At 57.7% G+C, this 15,998-nt stretch carries 16 protein-coding genes and 1 pseudogene; 5 read left to right on the top strand and 12 right to left on the bottom strand.

Annotated features, from left to right (window positions below; all coding sequences use genetic code 11):
* The first annotated feature begins 8 nt into the window (after nt 1–8).
* Nucleotides 9–629 carry a homoserine/homoserine lactone efflux protein gene (gene rhtB, locus CMQ96_RS25620; RefSeq protein ID WP_024360621.1) on the top strand — a complete coding sequence of 207 codons (621 nt, stop codon included), beginning with the start codon at nt 9–11 and terminating at the stop codon, nt 627–629.
* Nucleotides 630–653: 24 nt separating this feature from the next.
* Nucleotides 654–833 (top strand): annotated as a pseudogene (locus CMQ96_RS28730) (ISNCY family transposase); the annotation flags it as partial.
* Between the two features lie 42 nt (nt 834–875).
* Here CMQ96_RS28730 and rhtC read toward each other — a convergent pair.
* The 3 genes from rhtC to pldA form a co-directional block, all read right to left on the bottom strand.
* Nucleotides 876–1,499 (bottom strand): threonine export protein RhtC, encoded by a 624-nt coding sequence (rhtC, locus tag CMQ96_RS25615; RefSeq protein WP_004133243.1) that lies wholly within the window; start codon nt 1,497–1,499, stop codon nt 876–878.
* 61 nt (nt 1,500–1,560) lie between these two features.
* On the bottom strand, nt 1,561–3,387 hold the full coding sequence (gene recQ, locus CMQ96_RS25610) for an ATP-dependent DNA helicase RecQ (protein WP_004133244.1): 1,827 nt from the start codon (nt 3,385–3,387) through the stop codon (nt 1,561–1,563).
* Between the two features lie 67 nt (nt 3,388–3,454).
* Nucleotides 3,455–4,327: a phospholipase A gene (gene pldA / locus CMQ96_RS25605; protein ID WP_004133247.1), complete on the bottom strand. Its 873-nt coding sequence runs from the start codon at nt 4,325–4,327 to the stop codon at nt 3,455–3,457.
* A 155-nt stretch (nt 4,328–4,482) separates the two neighbouring features.
* On the opposite strand from pldA, the gene yigI reads away from it, so the two are divergent.
* Nucleotides 4,483–4,947: an acyl-CoA thioesterase YigI gene (gene yigI / locus CMQ96_RS25600; RefSeq protein ID WP_004097567.1), complete on the top strand. Its 465-nt coding sequence runs from the start codon at nt 4,483–4,485 to the stop codon at nt 4,945–4,947.
* A gap of 49 nt (nt 4,948–4,996) precedes the next feature.
* Entirely contained in the window at nt 4,997–5,890 is an 894-nt protein-coding gene (gene rarD, locus CMQ96_RS25595; protein ID WP_004133249.1) for an EamA family transporter RarD, read from the top strand.
* 43 nt (nt 5,891–5,933) lie between these two features.
* Here the strand turns inward: rarD and corA are convergent, their stop codons facing one another.
* From corA to CMQ96_RS25560, 8 genes are all read right to left on the bottom strand, one after another.
* The gene (gene corA, locus CMQ96_RS25590) at nt 5,934–6,884 is read right to left on the bottom strand and encodes a magnesium/cobalt transporter CorA (protein WP_004097564.1); all 951 of its coding nucleotides are present in this window, start codon (nt 6,882–6,884) and stop codon (nt 5,934–5,936) included.
* Nucleotides 6,885–7,033: 149 nt separating this feature from the next.
* Nucleotides 7,034–7,090, bottom strand: coding sequence for a YsgD/CorL family protein (ysgD, locus tag CMQ96_RS29065; protein ID WP_349817343.1), 57 nt, complete (start codon nt 7,088–7,090; stop codon nt 7,034–7,036).
* A gap of 148 nt (nt 7,091–7,238) precedes the next feature.
* A complete protein-coding gene (uvrD, locus tag CMQ96_RS25585; RefSeq protein ID WP_004127467.1) occupies nt 7,239–9,401 on the bottom strand; it encodes a DNA helicase II in 2,163 nt (720 codons plus the stop codon).
* A gap of 77 nt (nt 9,402–9,478) precedes the next feature.
* Entirely contained in the window at nt 9,479–10,195 is a 717-nt protein-coding gene (gene yigB / locus CMQ96_RS25580) for a 5-amino-6-(5-phospho-D-ribitylamino)uracil phosphatase YigB (protein WP_004133252.1), read from the bottom strand.
* On the bottom strand, nt 10,195–11,097 hold the full coding sequence (gene xerC, locus CMQ96_RS25575) for a tyrosine recombinase XerC (RefSeq protein ID WP_004133253.1): 903 nt from the start codon (nt 11,095–11,097) through the stop codon (nt 10,195–10,197). The genes yigB and xerC overlap by 1 nt, the downstream gene beginning before the upstream one ends.
* The gene (locus CMQ96_RS25570; RefSeq protein WP_004133256.1) at nt 11,094–11,801 is read right to left on the bottom strand and encodes a DUF484 domain-containing protein; all 708 of its coding nucleotides are present in this window, start codon (nt 11,799–11,801) and stop codon (nt 11,094–11,096) included. The genes xerC and CMQ96_RS25570 overlap by 4 nt, the downstream gene beginning before the upstream one ends.
* Nucleotides 11,798–12,622: a diaminopimelate epimerase gene (gene dapF, locus CMQ96_RS25565; protein ID WP_004127458.1), complete on the bottom strand. Its 825-nt coding sequence runs from the start codon at nt 12,620–12,622 to the stop codon at nt 11,798–11,800. The genes CMQ96_RS25570 and dapF overlap by 4 nt, the downstream gene beginning before the upstream one ends.
* 25 nt (nt 12,623–12,647) lie before the next feature.
* The gene (locus CMQ96_RS25560; protein WP_024360622.1) at nt 12,648–12,851 is read right to left on the bottom strand and encodes a lipoprotein; all 204 of its coding nucleotides are present in this window, start codon (nt 12,849–12,851) and stop codon (nt 12,648–12,650) included.
* 138 nt (nt 12,852–12,989) lie between these two features.
* Here CMQ96_RS25560 and cyaY point away from each other — a divergent pair, with 138 nt between their 5' ends.
* A complete protein-coding gene (gene cyaY / locus CMQ96_RS25555; RefSeq protein ID WP_082238006.1) occupies nt 12,990–13,310 on the top strand; it encodes an iron donor protein CyaY in 321 nt (106 codons plus the stop codon).
* An 80-nt stretch (nt 13,311–13,390) separates the two neighbouring features.
* Here cyaY and cyaA read toward each other — a convergent pair whose 3' ends face one another.
* The gene (gene cyaA / locus CMQ96_RS25550; protein WP_024360623.1) at nt 13,391–15,940 is read right to left on the bottom strand and encodes a class I adenylate cyclase; all 2,550 of its coding nucleotides are present in this window, start codon (nt 15,938–15,940) and stop codon (nt 13,391–13,393) included.
* Nucleotides 15,941–15,998 lie beyond the last annotated feature (58 nt).

Raw genomic sequence — 15,998 nt, 5'->3', positions numbered from 1 at the left:
AGTTTCTCATGACGTTCGAGTGGTGGTTTGCCTATCTGCTGACATCGATTATTCTCAGCCTGTCACCGGGTTCCGGGGCGATAAACACCATGACCACCTCAATCAACCACGGCTATCGCGGCGCGGCGGCCTCTATTGCCGGTCTACAGACCGGACTGGGCATCCATATTGTGCTGGTGGGCATCGGCCTGGGTACGCTGTTTTCCCGTTCGCTGCTGGCCTTTGAAATCCTTAAATGGGCGGGCGCCGCTTATCTTATCTGGCTCGGCATTCAGCAGTGGCGGGCCGCGGGCTCTCTCGATCTGAATACCCTTGCGCAAGCGCAGACCCGCGGCAAACTCTTTAAGCGCGCGGTTTTCGTGAATCTGACCAACCCGAAAAGCATCGTCTTCCTCGCCGCGCTATTCCCGCAATTTATCGTGCCGCACCAGCCCCAGGTGATGCAGTACCTCGTGCTCGGCGTCACCACCATTGTGGTCGATATTATCGTCATGATTGGCTACGCCACGCTGGCGCAGCGTATTGCCGCGTGGATTAAGGGGCCGAAGCAGATGAAAGCGCTAAACAAGATCTTTGGTTCGCTGTTTATGCTGGTCGGCGCCCTGCTGGCCTCCGCGCGCCACGCCTGATGTATAGATAAACAGCAAATTACTGTATTGATGACTCTGGCAGAAAAGTAGCTTGAGGAAGGTATGCAGAAGGGCATAAAAGAGGGCAAACGCGCCGCGCTTCTTAGCGTCGCGAAGGCCATGCTCGAACGGGATATTGATGCGGCGGCGGTGATGGAAATGACCGGTCTGACGTCCGACGATTTGCAGCAGCTCCGTCATTAATACCCGGCCCACCCATAACCTCTGAGGCGGGCCGCAGAACGCTTAGCGCGAAATAATCAGATGAATACCGAAGCCGGCGAATAGCGTACCGGCAATGCCGTCGATCCATTTCGCCATCCGCTGGTAGCCGCGGCGCATGCCCGGGAGGGCGAACAGGCTGGCAACCACCGTAAACCAGGCCAGCGTCTCCAGCACGATCAGCAGGAAAATCCCCCAGCGCGCGCCGGAACTGACGCTGTCGCCGACAAACAGCGAGAAAACGGAGCCGAAGTAGATAATCGCTTTGGGGTTCGCCAGATTGGTCAGCAGCCCTTTCAGGAAGCTCCGGCCACTGCGCGCCAGCTCAACCTGAGGCTCTACCGCCGCTGCCGCTTCGCCTTTTTTCAGCGCGCCGCGCAGCATCTGCAAGCCCATCCAGCACAGATACAGGCCGCCACCGACCATAATGATGGTATGCAGCCAGGCCATCTTCGCAATAATCAGGTTCAGGCCGAGCAGGGCTACGCCCGCCCACACCATTACCCCGCAGGTGATCCCCAGCACGCCCATCATCGCCTCTTTGCGAGAGCGGCTAACGGCGGTCTGTGAGACAAAGAAAAAGTCCGGGCCAGGACTCATCAGCGCAATGATATGCACCAGCGCCACGGTGAAGAAAAGCGTCAACATGATTAACTCGCAGGAAAATAGTCAGGACGAAAACTATATTTGCACTTTTTCGTCCGGCTGACTACTCATCATCGCCATCCACGTGCGCCCGGATCAGGGCCATAAACTCTTTACCAAAGCGCTCAAGCTTACGCGTACCGACGCCGTTGACGCTGAGCATCTCTCCTGCCGTCAGCGGCGTTTGCTCAGCCATTTCAATCAGCGTCGCATCGTTAAACACCACATAGGGCGGGATATTCTCTTCATCGGCAATCGCTTTACGCAGTTTGCGCAGCTTGGCGAACAGCTTACGATCGTAATTGCCGCCGAAGGATTTCTGCATCGCTTTCGGCTTCAGCGCCACAATACGCGGTACGGCAAGCTGCAGCGTCACGTCGCCGCGCAGGACCGGACGCGCGGCCTCGGTAAGCTGCAGCGCAGAGTGCTGGGCAATATTCTGCGTGACCAGCCCCAAATGAATAAGCTGACGGATAACGCTGACCCAATGCTCATGGCTCTGTTCGCGCCCGATACCGTAGACCGGCAGCTTATCGTGCCCCATATCGCGAATACGCTGGTTATTGGCGCCGCGCAGCACTTCCACCACGTAGCCCATACCAAAGCGCTGGTTAACGCGATAAATCGTCGACAGCGCCTTACGCGCGTCCATTAAACCGTCGTACTGTTTTGGCGGGTCAAGGCAGATATCGCAGTTGCCGCAGGGCTCCTGGCGCCCCTCGCCAAAGTAGTTGAGCAGCACCAAGCGGCGGCAGGTTTGCGCTTCGGCAAAGGCCCCCATCGCGTTGAGCTTATGGCGTTCAATGTCCTGCAGCGGCCCGGCGGGCTTCTCTTCAAGGCAGCGTCTGAGCCACGCCATATCCGCCGGATCGTAAAACAGCATCGCCTCGGCAGGCAGCCCATCGCGCCCGGCGCGCCCGGTCTCCTGGTAATAGGATTCAATATTGCGGGGGATATCGAAATGCACCACAAAGCGGACGTTCGGTTTGTTGATACCCATACCGAAGGCCACCGTCGCCACCACGATTTGCAGATCGTCGCGCTGGAATTTCTCCTGCACGTCGGCGCGGATATGATTTTCCAGCCCGGCGTGGTAGGCCGCCGCGCTGATACCGCGGCTTTGCAGGCGCGCGGCGGTATCTTCAACTTTCGAGCGGCTATTGCAGTAGATGATGCCCGACTTGCCGCGCTGGTCCTGCACGTAGCGCATCAGCTGATCCAGCGGCTTAAACTTCTCCATCAGCATATAGCGGATGTTGGGACGGTCGAAGCTGCTGACCTGGATGAGCGGATCGTTCAGGTCCAGCAGGCGGACAATGTCGCGACGCGTGGTGTCATCAGCGGTGGCGGTCAGCGCCATAAACGGGATGTGCGGTATCCGCTGGCGCAACTGCCCTAACGCGGCGTATTCCGGACGGAAGTCGTGGCCCCACTGGGAAATACAGTGCGCCTCGTCTACCGCCACCATCGACAGATTCCAGTGCGTAAGATGCTCGAGGAAGTTATCCAGCATCAGGCGCTCCGGGGCGATATACAGCAGGCGGATCTGCCCGCTGCGGCAGCCGGCCATCACCTCCTGCTGCTGCTCCCGGCTCTGCGTTGAGTTCAGGCACGCCGCCGCCACGCCGTTAGCCAGCAGCTGATCGACCTGGTCCTTCATCAAGGAAATAAGCGGCGATACCACAACGGTCAGACCGCCCAGCACCAGCGCCGGCACCTGATAACACAGCGACTTGCCGCCGCCGGTCGGCATCACCACCAGGCAGTCGCGCCCGGCCAACGCCGTATCGATAATGGTATCCTGGCCCGGGCGAAACTGCTGGTAGCCGAAGGTCTCTTGTAAAACCTGCTTAGCCAGCGATTCCTGATTCAATACTTCCGCCTGCGCCACGTTGACCCCATATGCCTGAAAAGAAAACAGGCGCTATTTTCAGCGCCTGAGAGCCAGAGTGCAACGATTAAAACAGATCGTTGAGCATCAGCCCGACGCCAACGCGGGTCTGATTAAAGTTATAATCGATGAGCGACTCGCCATAACCGCTATAAACCTGAGTATAGACGCGCACGTGTTTGGTGATCGGATAGCTCACCCCAAGCTCGGCGCCGCCGTAGCCGGTATTCCAGTTATATTGCCCTTGGGCGCTGAGAATAGCGTCGCCCAGCTGATAGCCCACTTTCAGCCGGTAATACCCCATATATTTGGTGATATCCGGGTTATCGTCGGTGCTGCCAATCACGTACCAGGGCTTCACCTCGACCAGCCAGTTGCCATTTTGCGCCATCAGCCTGGTATAGAGGCGGTTCCAGCTGCGGGAAGTGGGATCGGAACGGCCGTTAGAGTCGTGGTTATATCCCATTTCAACGTCGCGCAGCGTCCAGCCGGCGAACGAGTAATCGGTCGCGAAACCGAGGAACAGCTGCGGCTCGTAGTTGGTTTCGCGAAACGGCGCGGACTCTTTGCTGTTGGAGAGCTGCCACCAGGATTTTTGCGTATAAGAAGCGCCCAGCAGCGAATTCTCGCCCAAAATCCCGCGCCATAATGGAAACGCCAGGCTGAGCTGGAACTTCACTTCATCTTTACGCGCGTTCTCGGCCCAGTCGTAGCTACGAATCGCTTCTTTGTTAAGATCGCTGGTCCACGTATAGAGCAAATAGTTGCTCTCATAGGGATAGAGCAGGAACGGATTATCATGGTCCTGTAATAGGTTGGCGATAATGCTCCCGCGAACGGCCGGGGTGTCGTGGACCTGTTTATTCACCGGCGCGTCCTGCGCCAGAACGCCAGCCGGAAGCGCAATAAACGCCAGCAGGCAGGCCAAAGAGATACGCATTGCTGTTCTCCTGGATGGATATTTATTATTTCTGTTTAACCCAGGCAGCATTCTACCTATTTATACGTCTTCTGACCTGTTATCCGTTCTTAAAGTAGAAATCAATATTTTAGAAGCATAAAATCAACATTTCATTAACTTTTGGAAATGCTGTTATGTCTGAACTGACCGCCGCCGCCGCCCTGAAGCTGGTGGGAGAAATTTTCGTCTACCATATGCCGTTTAATCGTGCCTTAGGCCTGGAGCTGGAGCGTTATGAAAAGGAATTTGCCCAGCTGAGTTTCAACAACCAGCCGATGATGGTCGGCAACTGGGCGCAGAGCATCTTACATGGCGGCGTGATCGCCTCAGCGCTGGACGTCGCGGCGGGACTGGTATGCGTCGGCAGTACGCTCACCCGGCACGACACTATCAATGAAGAAGAGCTGCGCCAGCGCCTGTCGCGGATGGGCACCATCGATCTGCGCGTCGACTACCTGCGTCCAGGCCGCGGGGAACGCTTTACCGCCACCAGCAGCCTGCTGCGCGCCGGTAACAAAGTGGCGGTAGCCCGCGTCGAGCTACATAACGAAGAGCAGGTGTATATCGCCAGCGCCACGGCGACGTATATGGTGGGTTGATCGGCCTAAATCGAGTAACATCACTCTCTTTGGCAATGGATTTGTACCGATGGATGCTAAACAAACGCGGGTGGGGGTTCTGCTGGCCCTGGCCGCCTATTTTATCTGGGGTATCGCGCCGGCGTACTTCAAGCTTATCTACTATGTTCCCGCCGATGAAATCCTGACTCACCGCGTGATCTGGTCCTTCTTCTTCATGGTGGCGCTGATTAGCGTCAGCCGCCAGTGGCCGCAGGTCAAAAGGCTGCTGAAAACGCCAAAAAAAGTGTTGCTGCTGGCGCTCTCTGCGGTGCTGGTGGGCGGTAACTGGCTGCTGTTTATCTGGGCGGTGAATAATCATCATATGCTGGAAGCCAGCCTGGGCTACTTTATCAATCCGCTGGTGAACATTCTGCTGGGGATGATCTTCCTCGGGGAGCGTTTCCGTCGGATGCAGTGGCTGGCGGTGCTGCTGGCCGCCTGCGGCGTGCTGGTACAGCTCTGGACCTTCGGCTCGCTGCCGATTATCGCCCTGGGCCTGGCATTCAGCTTCGCTTTTTACGGCCTGCTGCGTAAAAAGATCGCCGTGGATGCGCAAACCGGGATGCTGTTTGAGACGCTCTGGCTGCTGCCGGTCGCCGCGATTTATCTGTTTGGCATCGCCGATAGCCCGACCAGCCACATGGGGCAGAATCCGTGGTCGCTGAACCTACTGCTGATGGCGGCAGGCGTGGTCACCACTATTCCGCTGCTGTGCTTTACCGGCGCGGCGACGCGTCTGCGCCTCTCCACGTTGGGCTTTTTCCAGTATATCGGCCCGACGCTGATGTTCCTGCTGGCGGTGACCTTCTACGGCGAAGTACCGGGCGCGGATAAAATGGTGACCTTCGCCTTTATCTGGGTGGCGCTGGCGATTTTCGTGATGGATGCGATTTACACGATACGCCGGACACGTAGGGCATAAAGCCAGACCAATACGCAAAAAAAAGGAGCCGAAGCTCCTTTTTTTACAGCCAGTTTTTGCGCTTAAAGTACAGATACGGCGCCAGACCGGCGAGCATCATAAAGACAATCGCCCCGGGGTAGCCAAAGCTCCAGTGCAGCTCGGGCATAAACTCAAAGTTCATCCCATAGCTGGATGCCACCAGGGTCGGCGGCAGGAACACCACGGAGACCACCGAGAAGATTTTGATGATGCGGTTCTGCTCGATGTTGATAAAACCCATCGCCGCCTGCATCAGGAAGTTAACCTTCTGAAACAGCGATTCGTTGTGCGGCAGCAGGGATTCGATATCGCGCAGGATCTCACGCGCCTGCTCCAGCTGGCCTGCCGGCAGACGGGCTTTACGTACGAGGAAGTTCAGCGCGCGCTGGGTATCCATCAGACACAGGCGAACTTTCCAGCCGATATCTTCCTGCTCCGCCAGCGTCGAGAGCGCCTCGTCGTAGTCGTCGCCCTGTCGGCCTTCCATGATCACCCGGCTGAGCTTTTCCAGATCGCTGTAGATGTTTTCGATTTCATCCGCCAGCTGCTCAATTTTGGTTTCGAACAGGTCCAGCAGCAGCTCGTAGGCGTTGCCGTCCACCATCGACTGGCTGCGGGCGCGCATGCGATACAGGCGGAAAGCGGGCAGCTCCCGCTCGCGCAGGGTGAACAGACGCCCTTCGCGGATAGTGAACGCCACGGTAGAGTTACCGGCGTGATCCTCAGCATCTTCAAAAAAGAAAAATGAGTGGATATGCAGGCCGTCTTCATCCTCAAAGAAACGCGCTGACGCTTCGATGTCTTCCAGCTCCGGGCGCGTCGCCAGGTTCTGGCCCAATTCCGTTTGCACGCGGCTACGTTCATCGTCGTCAGGCTCGACCAGATCGACCCACACCGAACTGGCGAGGTGCTTGATCTCGTCGGCTTCAAGCCGCGTTAAACGATTGTTTTCCAGTTGAAATGCGCTCAGCATGACCGGGACTCCCAATGCAAAAAATTATCGGACAGTTCGGTGGGCACACAGAAACAATTTGGGTTTCAGACCATTAAGCCTGACTCAGAGCGACGGGAATAGAACGAGTCGCTGACAACCGCTAAGGCTATCAGCATAAGAGGATAGCCTTAGGAGTTGTTCCTGATGGGCAGGAAATTGAGCCAGCATCTACTGGGTGTGTCCAAGGCGAATGTCCTCTTAGCGTAATCGTGCGCGCATGTTACGCCAGCGCAAAAACGGCGTCAACACGCAACGGAACGCTAAAGAGCAAATCAAGCTCCTTAACGTATAAAGGTAGCAGAATATTACAAAATTATGATATTTTTCTTACTGTTACACTGTTTCCAACCGGGCGTACGCCGCGACCAGCCATTTGATCCCCTGCCCCTGAAACGCAACCTGCAGGCGACTGTGTTCACCGCTGCCTTCGAGGTTAACGATCGTCCCTTCGCCAAACTTGGCATGGCGCACGCGCTGGCCCAGCTTGTAGCCGGTGTCGTTTTCCGCCATCGGCGTCCCCATCCGCTGATGGCTGACCGGTCGGCTCACCGTCGCGCGCAGCCGCACCTCTTCTACGCACGACTCCGGCAGCTCGCCGATAAAGCGCGATGGCCGGTGATACACCTCTTTGCCATACAGGCGGCGGGTTTCCGCGTAGGTCAACGTGAGCTTCTGCATCGCGCGGGTGACGCCGACGTAGGCCAGGCGGCGTTCTTCTTCGAGGCGGCCGCCCTCATCCAGCGCCATCTGGCTCGGGAACATCCCCTCTTCCACCCCAACGATAAAGACCTGCGGGAACTCCAGCCCTTTCGCCGAGTGCAGGGTCATCAGCTGTACCGCGTCCTGCCAGGTATCCGCCTGCCCTTCTCCCGCCTCCAGCGCCGCGTGCGAGAGAAACGCCTGCAGCGGCATGAGATCTTCATCTTCTTCGTTGTAGCTGAACTGGCGCGTTGCCGTCACCAGCTCCTCTAAGTTTTCAATACGCGTCTGGCCTTTCTCGCCTTTCTCCTGCTCGTACATCATGCGCAGACCGGAGTCTTTAATTACCCGGTCGGTCTGCACGTGCAGCGGCATATCGGCGGTCTCCTGCGCCAGCGCGTCAATAAGCTCCATAAAACGCTGCAGGGCGCTGGCGGCTCGCCCGGCCAGGACTTTGTCTTTTAACAGCTCGCGGCAGGCCTGCCATAGCGTTAGCTGGCGATCGCGCGAGGTCTGGCGCACCACGTCCAGGGTGCGATCGCCGATACCGCGCGTCGGGGTATTCACCACGCGCTCAAACGCCGCGTCGTCATTACGATTGGCGATCAGGCGCAGATAGGAGAGCGCATCTTTGATCTCCTGGCGTTCGAAGAAGCGCATGCCGCCATAAATACGATACGGCATGCTGGCCTGCAGCAGCGCCTCTTCCAGCACGCGCGACTGGGCGTTGCTGCGATACAGAATCGCGCACTGCTCCAGCGCCCCGCCGTTTTCCTGCCAGGTTTTGATGCGGTTGACGACAAAGCGCGCCTCATCAAGATCGTTAAACGCGCAGTAGAGCGAAATCGGCTCGCCGTCGGCGCCGTCGGTCCACAATTTTTTTCCCAGCCGTCCGCTGTTGTTCTCAATCAGGGCGTTCGCCGCACTGAGGATATTGCTGGTCGAGCGATAGTTTTGCTCGAGGCGGATAGTTTCCGCGCCGGGGAAATCGTTGAGGAAGCGCTGGATGTTCTCCACCTGCGCGCCGCGCCAGCCGTAAATGGACTGATCGTCATCGCCGACGATCATCACCTTGCCGGTATCGCCCGCCAGCAGGCGGATCCACGCGTACTGAATGTTGTTGGTATCCTGGAATTCGTCGACCAGGATATTGGTAAAGCGCTCGCGGTAGTGCTGCAGAATATGCGGCTTATTCAGCCACAGTTCGTGCGCGCGCAGCAGCAGCTCGGCGAAATCCACCAGCCCCGCCCGATCGCAGGCTTCCTGATAGGCCTGATACACCTTCTGCCAGGTCTGCTCAACCGGGTTGCCGTAGCTCTGAATATGGTGCGGGCGCAGGCCTTCGTCTTTCTGGCCGTTGATGTACCACATCGCCTGACGCGGCGGCCACTGCTTCTCATCGAGGTTCATCGCCTTAATCAGGCGCTTAAGCAGGCGCAGCTGGTCTTCGCTATCGAGGATCTGGAAGTCCTGCGGCAGGTTGGCGTCAAGGTGATGGGCGCGCAGCAGCCGGTGCGCCAGGCCGTGGAAAGTGCCGACCCACATACCGCCCTGGGTGGTGCCCATCAGTTGACCAATACGATGGCGCATCTCCGCCGCCGCTTTGTTGGTAAAGGTCACCGCCATAATGGAGTAAGGGGAACAGTTCTCAACGCTCAGCAGCCAGGCGATGCGGTGTACCAGCACGCGCGTCTTACCGCTGCCCGCTCCTGCCAGAACCAGCATATTCGTACGTGATGCCGCAACGGCTTCACGCTGTTTGTCATTAAGGCTGTCGAGCAGGTAAGAAACGTCCATTGGCACCGCCGGAAATGAGACGCCCGGCAACGTGCAGTTCACCGGGCTACTGTTAATTTATACAGAACTACTGACGATTATATCAGCGAGGTCAGAGATGCCAACCGTGAAATTTCGATGTGCGGCAGCAGACGGCTGTCGGCGGTGCGCATCAGGTCTGCGCCCTGCGGTTTGATCCAACAGGCCTGCATGCCGCAGCGAATGGAGCCCGCCACGTCGGTCGTCAGATCGTCACCGACGTGCAGAATCTGCGCCAGCGGCAGCTCCAGCCGCTCTGCCGCCAGATGATACATATCGGCAAAAGGTTTAGAGCGCCCGTCCGGACCCGCGCGCAGCACGAAGCGGAAGTAGTCGCTCAGGCCAAAAAGTTCCGGCCGGGCATTACCGTTGGTAATGGCCACCAGCGGCCATTTTTCCGCCAGCTTCGCCAGCGTATCGTGCGTCTCTTGCGGGACGTCGATCAGGCTGCGCCAGTGGGCGAAGTTGGCCATCGCTTCATCCGCCCCCGTTTTCGCCAGCGCCGCAGAAAGCCCGGCGTTGAGCATCCCCAGCTCCAGCGCGCGGCGGCGCCACTCGGTGACATCGTGGTAAATTTCCGGCTCTGAGGCCAGCAGCGTCTGGCGCAGCCGGTTGAGTTCGCTGGCGTCAAATTGACTCAGCGACGGATGGTAGCTGCGCACAAAGCTCAGCGACTCATGCAGCGTCCGGTCAATCACCGGGCGGTTGTCATAAAGGGTATCGTCCAGGTCAAATGTCAGTGCTGAAATCTGGCCCAGAGGTCGGTAAAAACGCATTATTTCCCCCGTTTGGCGCGCGGATGCGCCGCATCGTACACCGACGCAAGGTGTTGAAAATCAAGATGGGTATAGATTTGAGTGGTGGAAAGGTTCGCATGCCCCAGCAGCTCCTGCACTCCGCGCAGATCGCCGCTCGACTCCAGCATATGAGTCGCGAAGGAGTGGCGCAGCTTATGCGGATGTACGTGACTGTTGAGGCCCTGCTTAACGCCCCATTCGGCAAAGCGCTTTTGCACATTGCGCGCTGAAATTCGCTTGCCCAGTTTCGATAAGAACAGGGCGTCTTCATCGGCGCCGAACAGGCCGCGCAGGTCGAGCCAGTGCTCAATCCACGCCACCGCGTTGCGGCCAATCGGCAGGCGGCGCTCTTTGCTGCCTTTGCCCATCACCCACACCTCGCCGGATTCCAGATCGAGGTGCTTAATGTCGAGATTCACCAGCTCCGAGAGACGCAGCCCCGCGCCGTACATCACTTCCAGCATCGCCCTGTCGCGTACCGCCAGCGGATCGTTAAGATCGATATCCAGCAGCCGGTTAACGTCGTCGACATCGATATTTTTCGGTAAATGGCGCGGTGTTTTCGGCGCCGAAATCCCCTTTGCCGGATTAGCCGCCAGTTCACCCTGGCTCACCAGCCAGTCAAAGAAGCTGCGTAATGCGGAGAGGCGTAACGCCAGGCTCGCCGGCCCCAGCCCCTGACGACGGCTGCGTACCGCCAGGCTACGGACCTGGGCGGCATCGCACTGCTGCCAGCTTTTCAGCCCGGCGTTTTCCGCCAGCGCGATAAGCGTCTCGAGCTGACGGCGGTAGTTCAGCAGCGTTATTGGGCTAAGCTGACGCTCGACGCCGAGATAGCGTAAAAAGCGCTCTACGGAAGGCAACAGCGGTGAGGCGTTCATGCGCGCTCGATCCAGCGCTCCAGCAATCCCGGGAGCATCGACGCAATTTCCTGCAACAGCTGCGTTCCCTGACCTTGCTGATAGTGCTGGGGATCGCGACTGCTGAACAGCATCACGCCGGGCGCTTCATCACCCCCCAGCAGCGACATCGCCACCGAGCCAACGGCTTTTGCTTCCGGCAGCGCCACCAGCAGTTCCGGACCGTTCAATGGGCCAAGATAGTGGCGCTGCTGGCCAAGCCGCTGGATGCGAATGGGCTCAAACGCCTGACGGCTTATCGCCAGATGGGTGAATTTAGAGGGCGCGCCGAGCCGCCAGCTGTCGGGAAACAGGCGCACCGTCGCGCCCGCCAGCCCTAGCTCGCGCGCCCAGCGATGAAAGCGGTTCAGCATTTCATCAAGGCTATCGGCCGCCGCCAGCCGCGTCTGGAGATCAAACAGGCGCTGAAACAGGCTTTCGTTCGCCGTCGCCTGCGCCATCAGCAGCGACATATTCTCTTCCAGCACGTTGATATGATTCCGCGCCCGCGCCATATGCCATTCCACCAGCGAGACCGAACCACGTACCGGATGCGGAACCGACATGTGCTCCACCAGCGCCGCATTACGAATAAAGAATTCAGGATGTTGCAACAGATAGTCCACCACTGCGCGATCGTTCAGCACGCTGGTGATTTCCTGCTGTTCTTCCCCGACTTGTTTCATAAATGAATAAATCCGTCATAGACATGTGCCGCCGGGCCAGTCATATACAACGGTTGGCCCGGACCTTTCCAGGCGATATCAAGACGCCCGCCGGGTAATTCCACGCGGACCTCCTCGCCCAGTAAACCCTGCTGGATACCTACTGCCGCCGCCGCACAGGCGCCGCTGCCACAGGCCTGCGTTTCACCCGCGCCGCGTTCATACACGCGCAGACGAATATGGGAGCGGCTGACCACCTGCATAAAGCCGATGTTCGCCCGCTCCGGGAAGCGCTCGTGGTTTTCCATCACCGGACCGAGCGTTTCCACCGTCGCGGTTTCCACATCATCGACCTGAATAACGCAGTGCGGATTACCCATCGACACCACGCCGCACAATACTGTCTGTTCAGCGGCGCGCATGATATAGGTCTTTTCCGCTTTGTTCGCGCGAAACGGCACCTGCGACGGTTCGAAGTTCGGCTCGCCCATATTCACGCGCACCAAATCGTCTTCCGTCACGCTTAATACCATACGGCCATTTGACGTACTCACGCGGATATCACGTTTATTGGTCAGGCCTTTCAGGCGCACAAAGCGGGCGAAACAGCGCGCGCCATTGCCGCATTGCGCCACTTCGCTACCGTCTGCATTGAAGATGCGATAGTGGAAATCGAGCTCTGGATCGTAGGGCGGCTCAACCACCAGCAGCTGATCGAAGCCCACGCCAAGATGCCGATCCGCCAGGCGGCGAATCAGTTCCGGGGAGAAAAAAACATTCTGAGTTACCGCGTCAACGACCATAAAGTCATTGCCAAGGCCATGCATCTTAGAGAACTGCATCATCTACTCCAGCAGCGCGGAACTGTCAGTAATTCACCTGGGTCGGACCACCGCTATCGCCGCGATCGTTACGATCCGGCGTAGAGCTCTGGATACCGCTATCAACCGGTTTAGTCGGCGGAGGCGCCGTTTTATCCGCTGGTGGGAAATAAAGCGGCCCTTTCAGGCCACAGCCGGTCAGGCTGAGGACCGCTAATAAAACGGCAAGCGCTGGGAAAACGTTTTTCATGGATAGTTGCCCGTAATTCATTCTTTCTGCTTTCTATCATCGCAGGAGAAGACGTAAAAGCAAGCGTTTAGCATCTCACTGCGCGCGCTTTTGTTTCGCGCTATACTGCCGCCACTATCAAAAAAGCGGGAAAGAACCATGAACGACAGTGAATTCCATCGCCTGGCAGATACCCTGTGGATGACTATCGAAGAGCGCCTCGACGTCTGGGATGGCGACAGCGATATCGACTGCGAAATCAACGGCGGCGTGCTGACTATCAGCTTTGAAAACGGCAGCAAAATTATCATTAACCGTCAGGAGCCGCTGCACCAGGTGTGGCTGGCAACGAAGCAAGGCGGCTACCATTTCGACTTGAAAGGCGACGAGTGGGTGTGCGATCGCAGCGGCGAAACGTTCTGGGATCTACTGGAACAGGCGGCGACCGCGCAGGCCGGTGAAGCGGTGAGTTTTCGCTAAGCGCGCGTGATTCGAGTTCCCCGGATTACGGCTGACGCCTTATCCGGGCTACATAACCCTCTACCGCACGCTACCCTTTCTCAAGAATAGTGCTGCAGCATCGGCGATGATGCAGCATCCTGACCGGCTGAAGCGGTGGCGGCGGCAATCACCTGGCTGCGGAACGGGATCACCTGTTCGCGACCGTCGACGTCGACGATTTGATAAAACTGCGGCAGGTTAAAGTTGATAAAGCTGGAGCCGTAGGTAAAGCGGTCATGCGACGAAGAGTAGAAGCGGCTGACATCGCGCACCAGCTCCTCTTTGCTGCCCTCGCAGTGGTGATACACCTCGGCGCGGTTGCTCTCATCAAGAATATAGATGTTAAATCCGTTATCGTTATCCGCATCTTCAAAGAAGAACTGAATGATCCCTTCGCTGGCAAAACCATCCACCACCTGCGGCAGCCTGACGTGGTTGGTTTCCACCTGCACCGACAGACCATGCAGTTTGTTATGCGAAATCGCGCCGTAGAATTCGATGGCGTTTTCCAGCTTCTGTACCGAGACGTTAAGGCGCTCGAAGAACAGCCCCCAGGTCTGCCCGGAAACGCGCAGCGCTTTAAAGCGGCCGGTGTCCTGACGGGTGCTGGAGAGGCGTAGCTCAACGCATTCAGAAACCAGCTGCTGCACGCGAGTACGGATCAGGCCGCGCAAATGCTGGCTATAGCAGAAGACCTCCACGCTATCCGGCGGCGCGGCGTCCTGATGCATCTTGCCGAGAATCGTTTTCAGCGCTTCGATCATCGCCTGCTCGCCGTTAAAGTGCAGCGTTCGCACCTCGTTCCACGAGTTGCGGTACAGCAGATCGATGCTGCCAATCAGGCACTTTTGCTCTTCGCCGAAGCTGAAAACATCGAGCTTACGGAAGTCAAAATGCACCACCTGATTGCGGAAGGCCGCCGTCGGGTCATATTCGAGATTGACGATAATCGCCAGATGGCGAATTTCGCACGGGCTATACAGCGCTTTCGGCGTCGGGGACGGCAGGCGCAGCGGGAAGTGGTGCGCCACGTCAGCGACCATCTCCTGCAGTTTAGCCAAATCGACAATGCCGTTGCCCTTAATAAACAGGCGAGTGCGTGACGTCAGCAGGCCGTTAAACCAGGCCCAGGCCACCAGCTTATTAAGATAACGGTTATATTCCAGCGGCTGGTGGCTGATGATCGACTCCATATCCGGCGCGCGGTTATAGACATACCAGCCGGTACGGTTGGCACGGCCCGGCGGCACGTGGATAAAGGTCAGATTCGGCTCAGACAGATCCGGCGAAATTTGCGGGTTGACCAGGGTCACTTTCCCCGGCAGCGCTTCAAAGGCGGCGTACAGCTTACGCGTCAGCACGCCAATATCCTGCGGACTGGCGGAAACGCTCAGGTTATTGCGGCGCGCAAAGCGAATCAGGTTACGATAGCTCTGCATCATCGCATCAAGCAGCTCGTTATGCGCTTTACGGACTTCGTCAATCTTCCAGTTGGCCCGGTTATCGAGCATCATCAGACGCTTTTCATCCCAGCCCCACTCTTTCACCAGGTGGCTGACGACTTCGCGACGCCAGCCGACGCAGGCGCGCTCGCGGCTCAGCTTCTCGCAGACTTTTAAATAGAAACATCGACGCACCAGATCGAGGCGCGTTTCATCTTCGATAGCCTGCAGATAGACCGTTACGCGCTCCAGCATCATGCAGTAAGGGTCGAGGCCAAACGATACGATTTCACCGTCATGCAGGCGCTGCTTGATATCTTTTGCCAGCAGGCGGTTGTTGGGATACTCCCAGGAGTACGCTTCCAGCAGCAGCGTCTTCAGCACCGCTTTATAGGGTGAGTCGATGCTTTTATACAGCTGCCACAGGCTGGCGCCGAAGTACTCTTCCGCCGACAGGGAACTCAGGCCGCCGAGATCCAGCCATTCGTTCGGCGTCAGCACGCCCTGCGCGTAGAGGCTCATCACGTAATCATCGTAATGCTCCTCTTCCTCGCACGGCACCATATTCCACAGAATACGCTTCCCGGCAAGGCGCACCGCGGTGCGGTAAAACTCATCCAGCAGCAGGATGTGTTGAGTTGAGCCGCAGTCTTCACCGCCCAGGCTGCCGCTTTCGTTATGGCGGAAGCGGTTTTCGTCGATCAGGAAGAAACTCACCTCAACGCCCAGCGACGCCGCCCAGCTTTCCAGCAGGCTACATTTGCGCTGCAGCAGCTGGCGCTCTTCGCTATCCAGCCACGACTGATGGCAAACCCAGATATCCAGGTCGGAAGAGCAGCTTTGGCCGACGGAAGAAGTACTGCCCATGGAGTAAAGGCCGGTGATCGGCAGCTCGCCTTTCGGCGGTTCCTGGGTCAGCATTCCACGATTGAGTTCAAGCTCGTCAAGGTAGTGACGTTGGGTTTCATCAGGCGTGTAGAGGCAAATGCCACGGGGAACGTTACCGTCAAGGTAACCCGGCATCAGCGGATGATGATAATGTAGTAATGTCGGCAGTAGACTGTAAACCTGCTGGAAAGCGGGTCCCATGGCAGCAAGGGCGCGATCCACGCGCAATTGGTTGATGGCATCCAGTCTCTGTTTCAGTGTCTCAATATAGAGGTACAAGACATATCGCCTGATGTTCAAAAACCCGACGTACAATAGTACGGAGAGTTTCAGTATT

It is taken from the genome of Klebsiella sp. MBT K-1, assembly GCF_002556465.1.
In the GTDB taxonomy this organism is placed as follows: domain Bacteria; phylum Pseudomonadota; class Gammaproteobacteria; order Enterobacterales; family Enterobacteriaceae; genus Klebsiella; species Klebsiella grimontii.
Note: the sequence above shows the minus strand (reverse complement) of the source record. Positions and strands in the feature narration are given on the sequence as shown.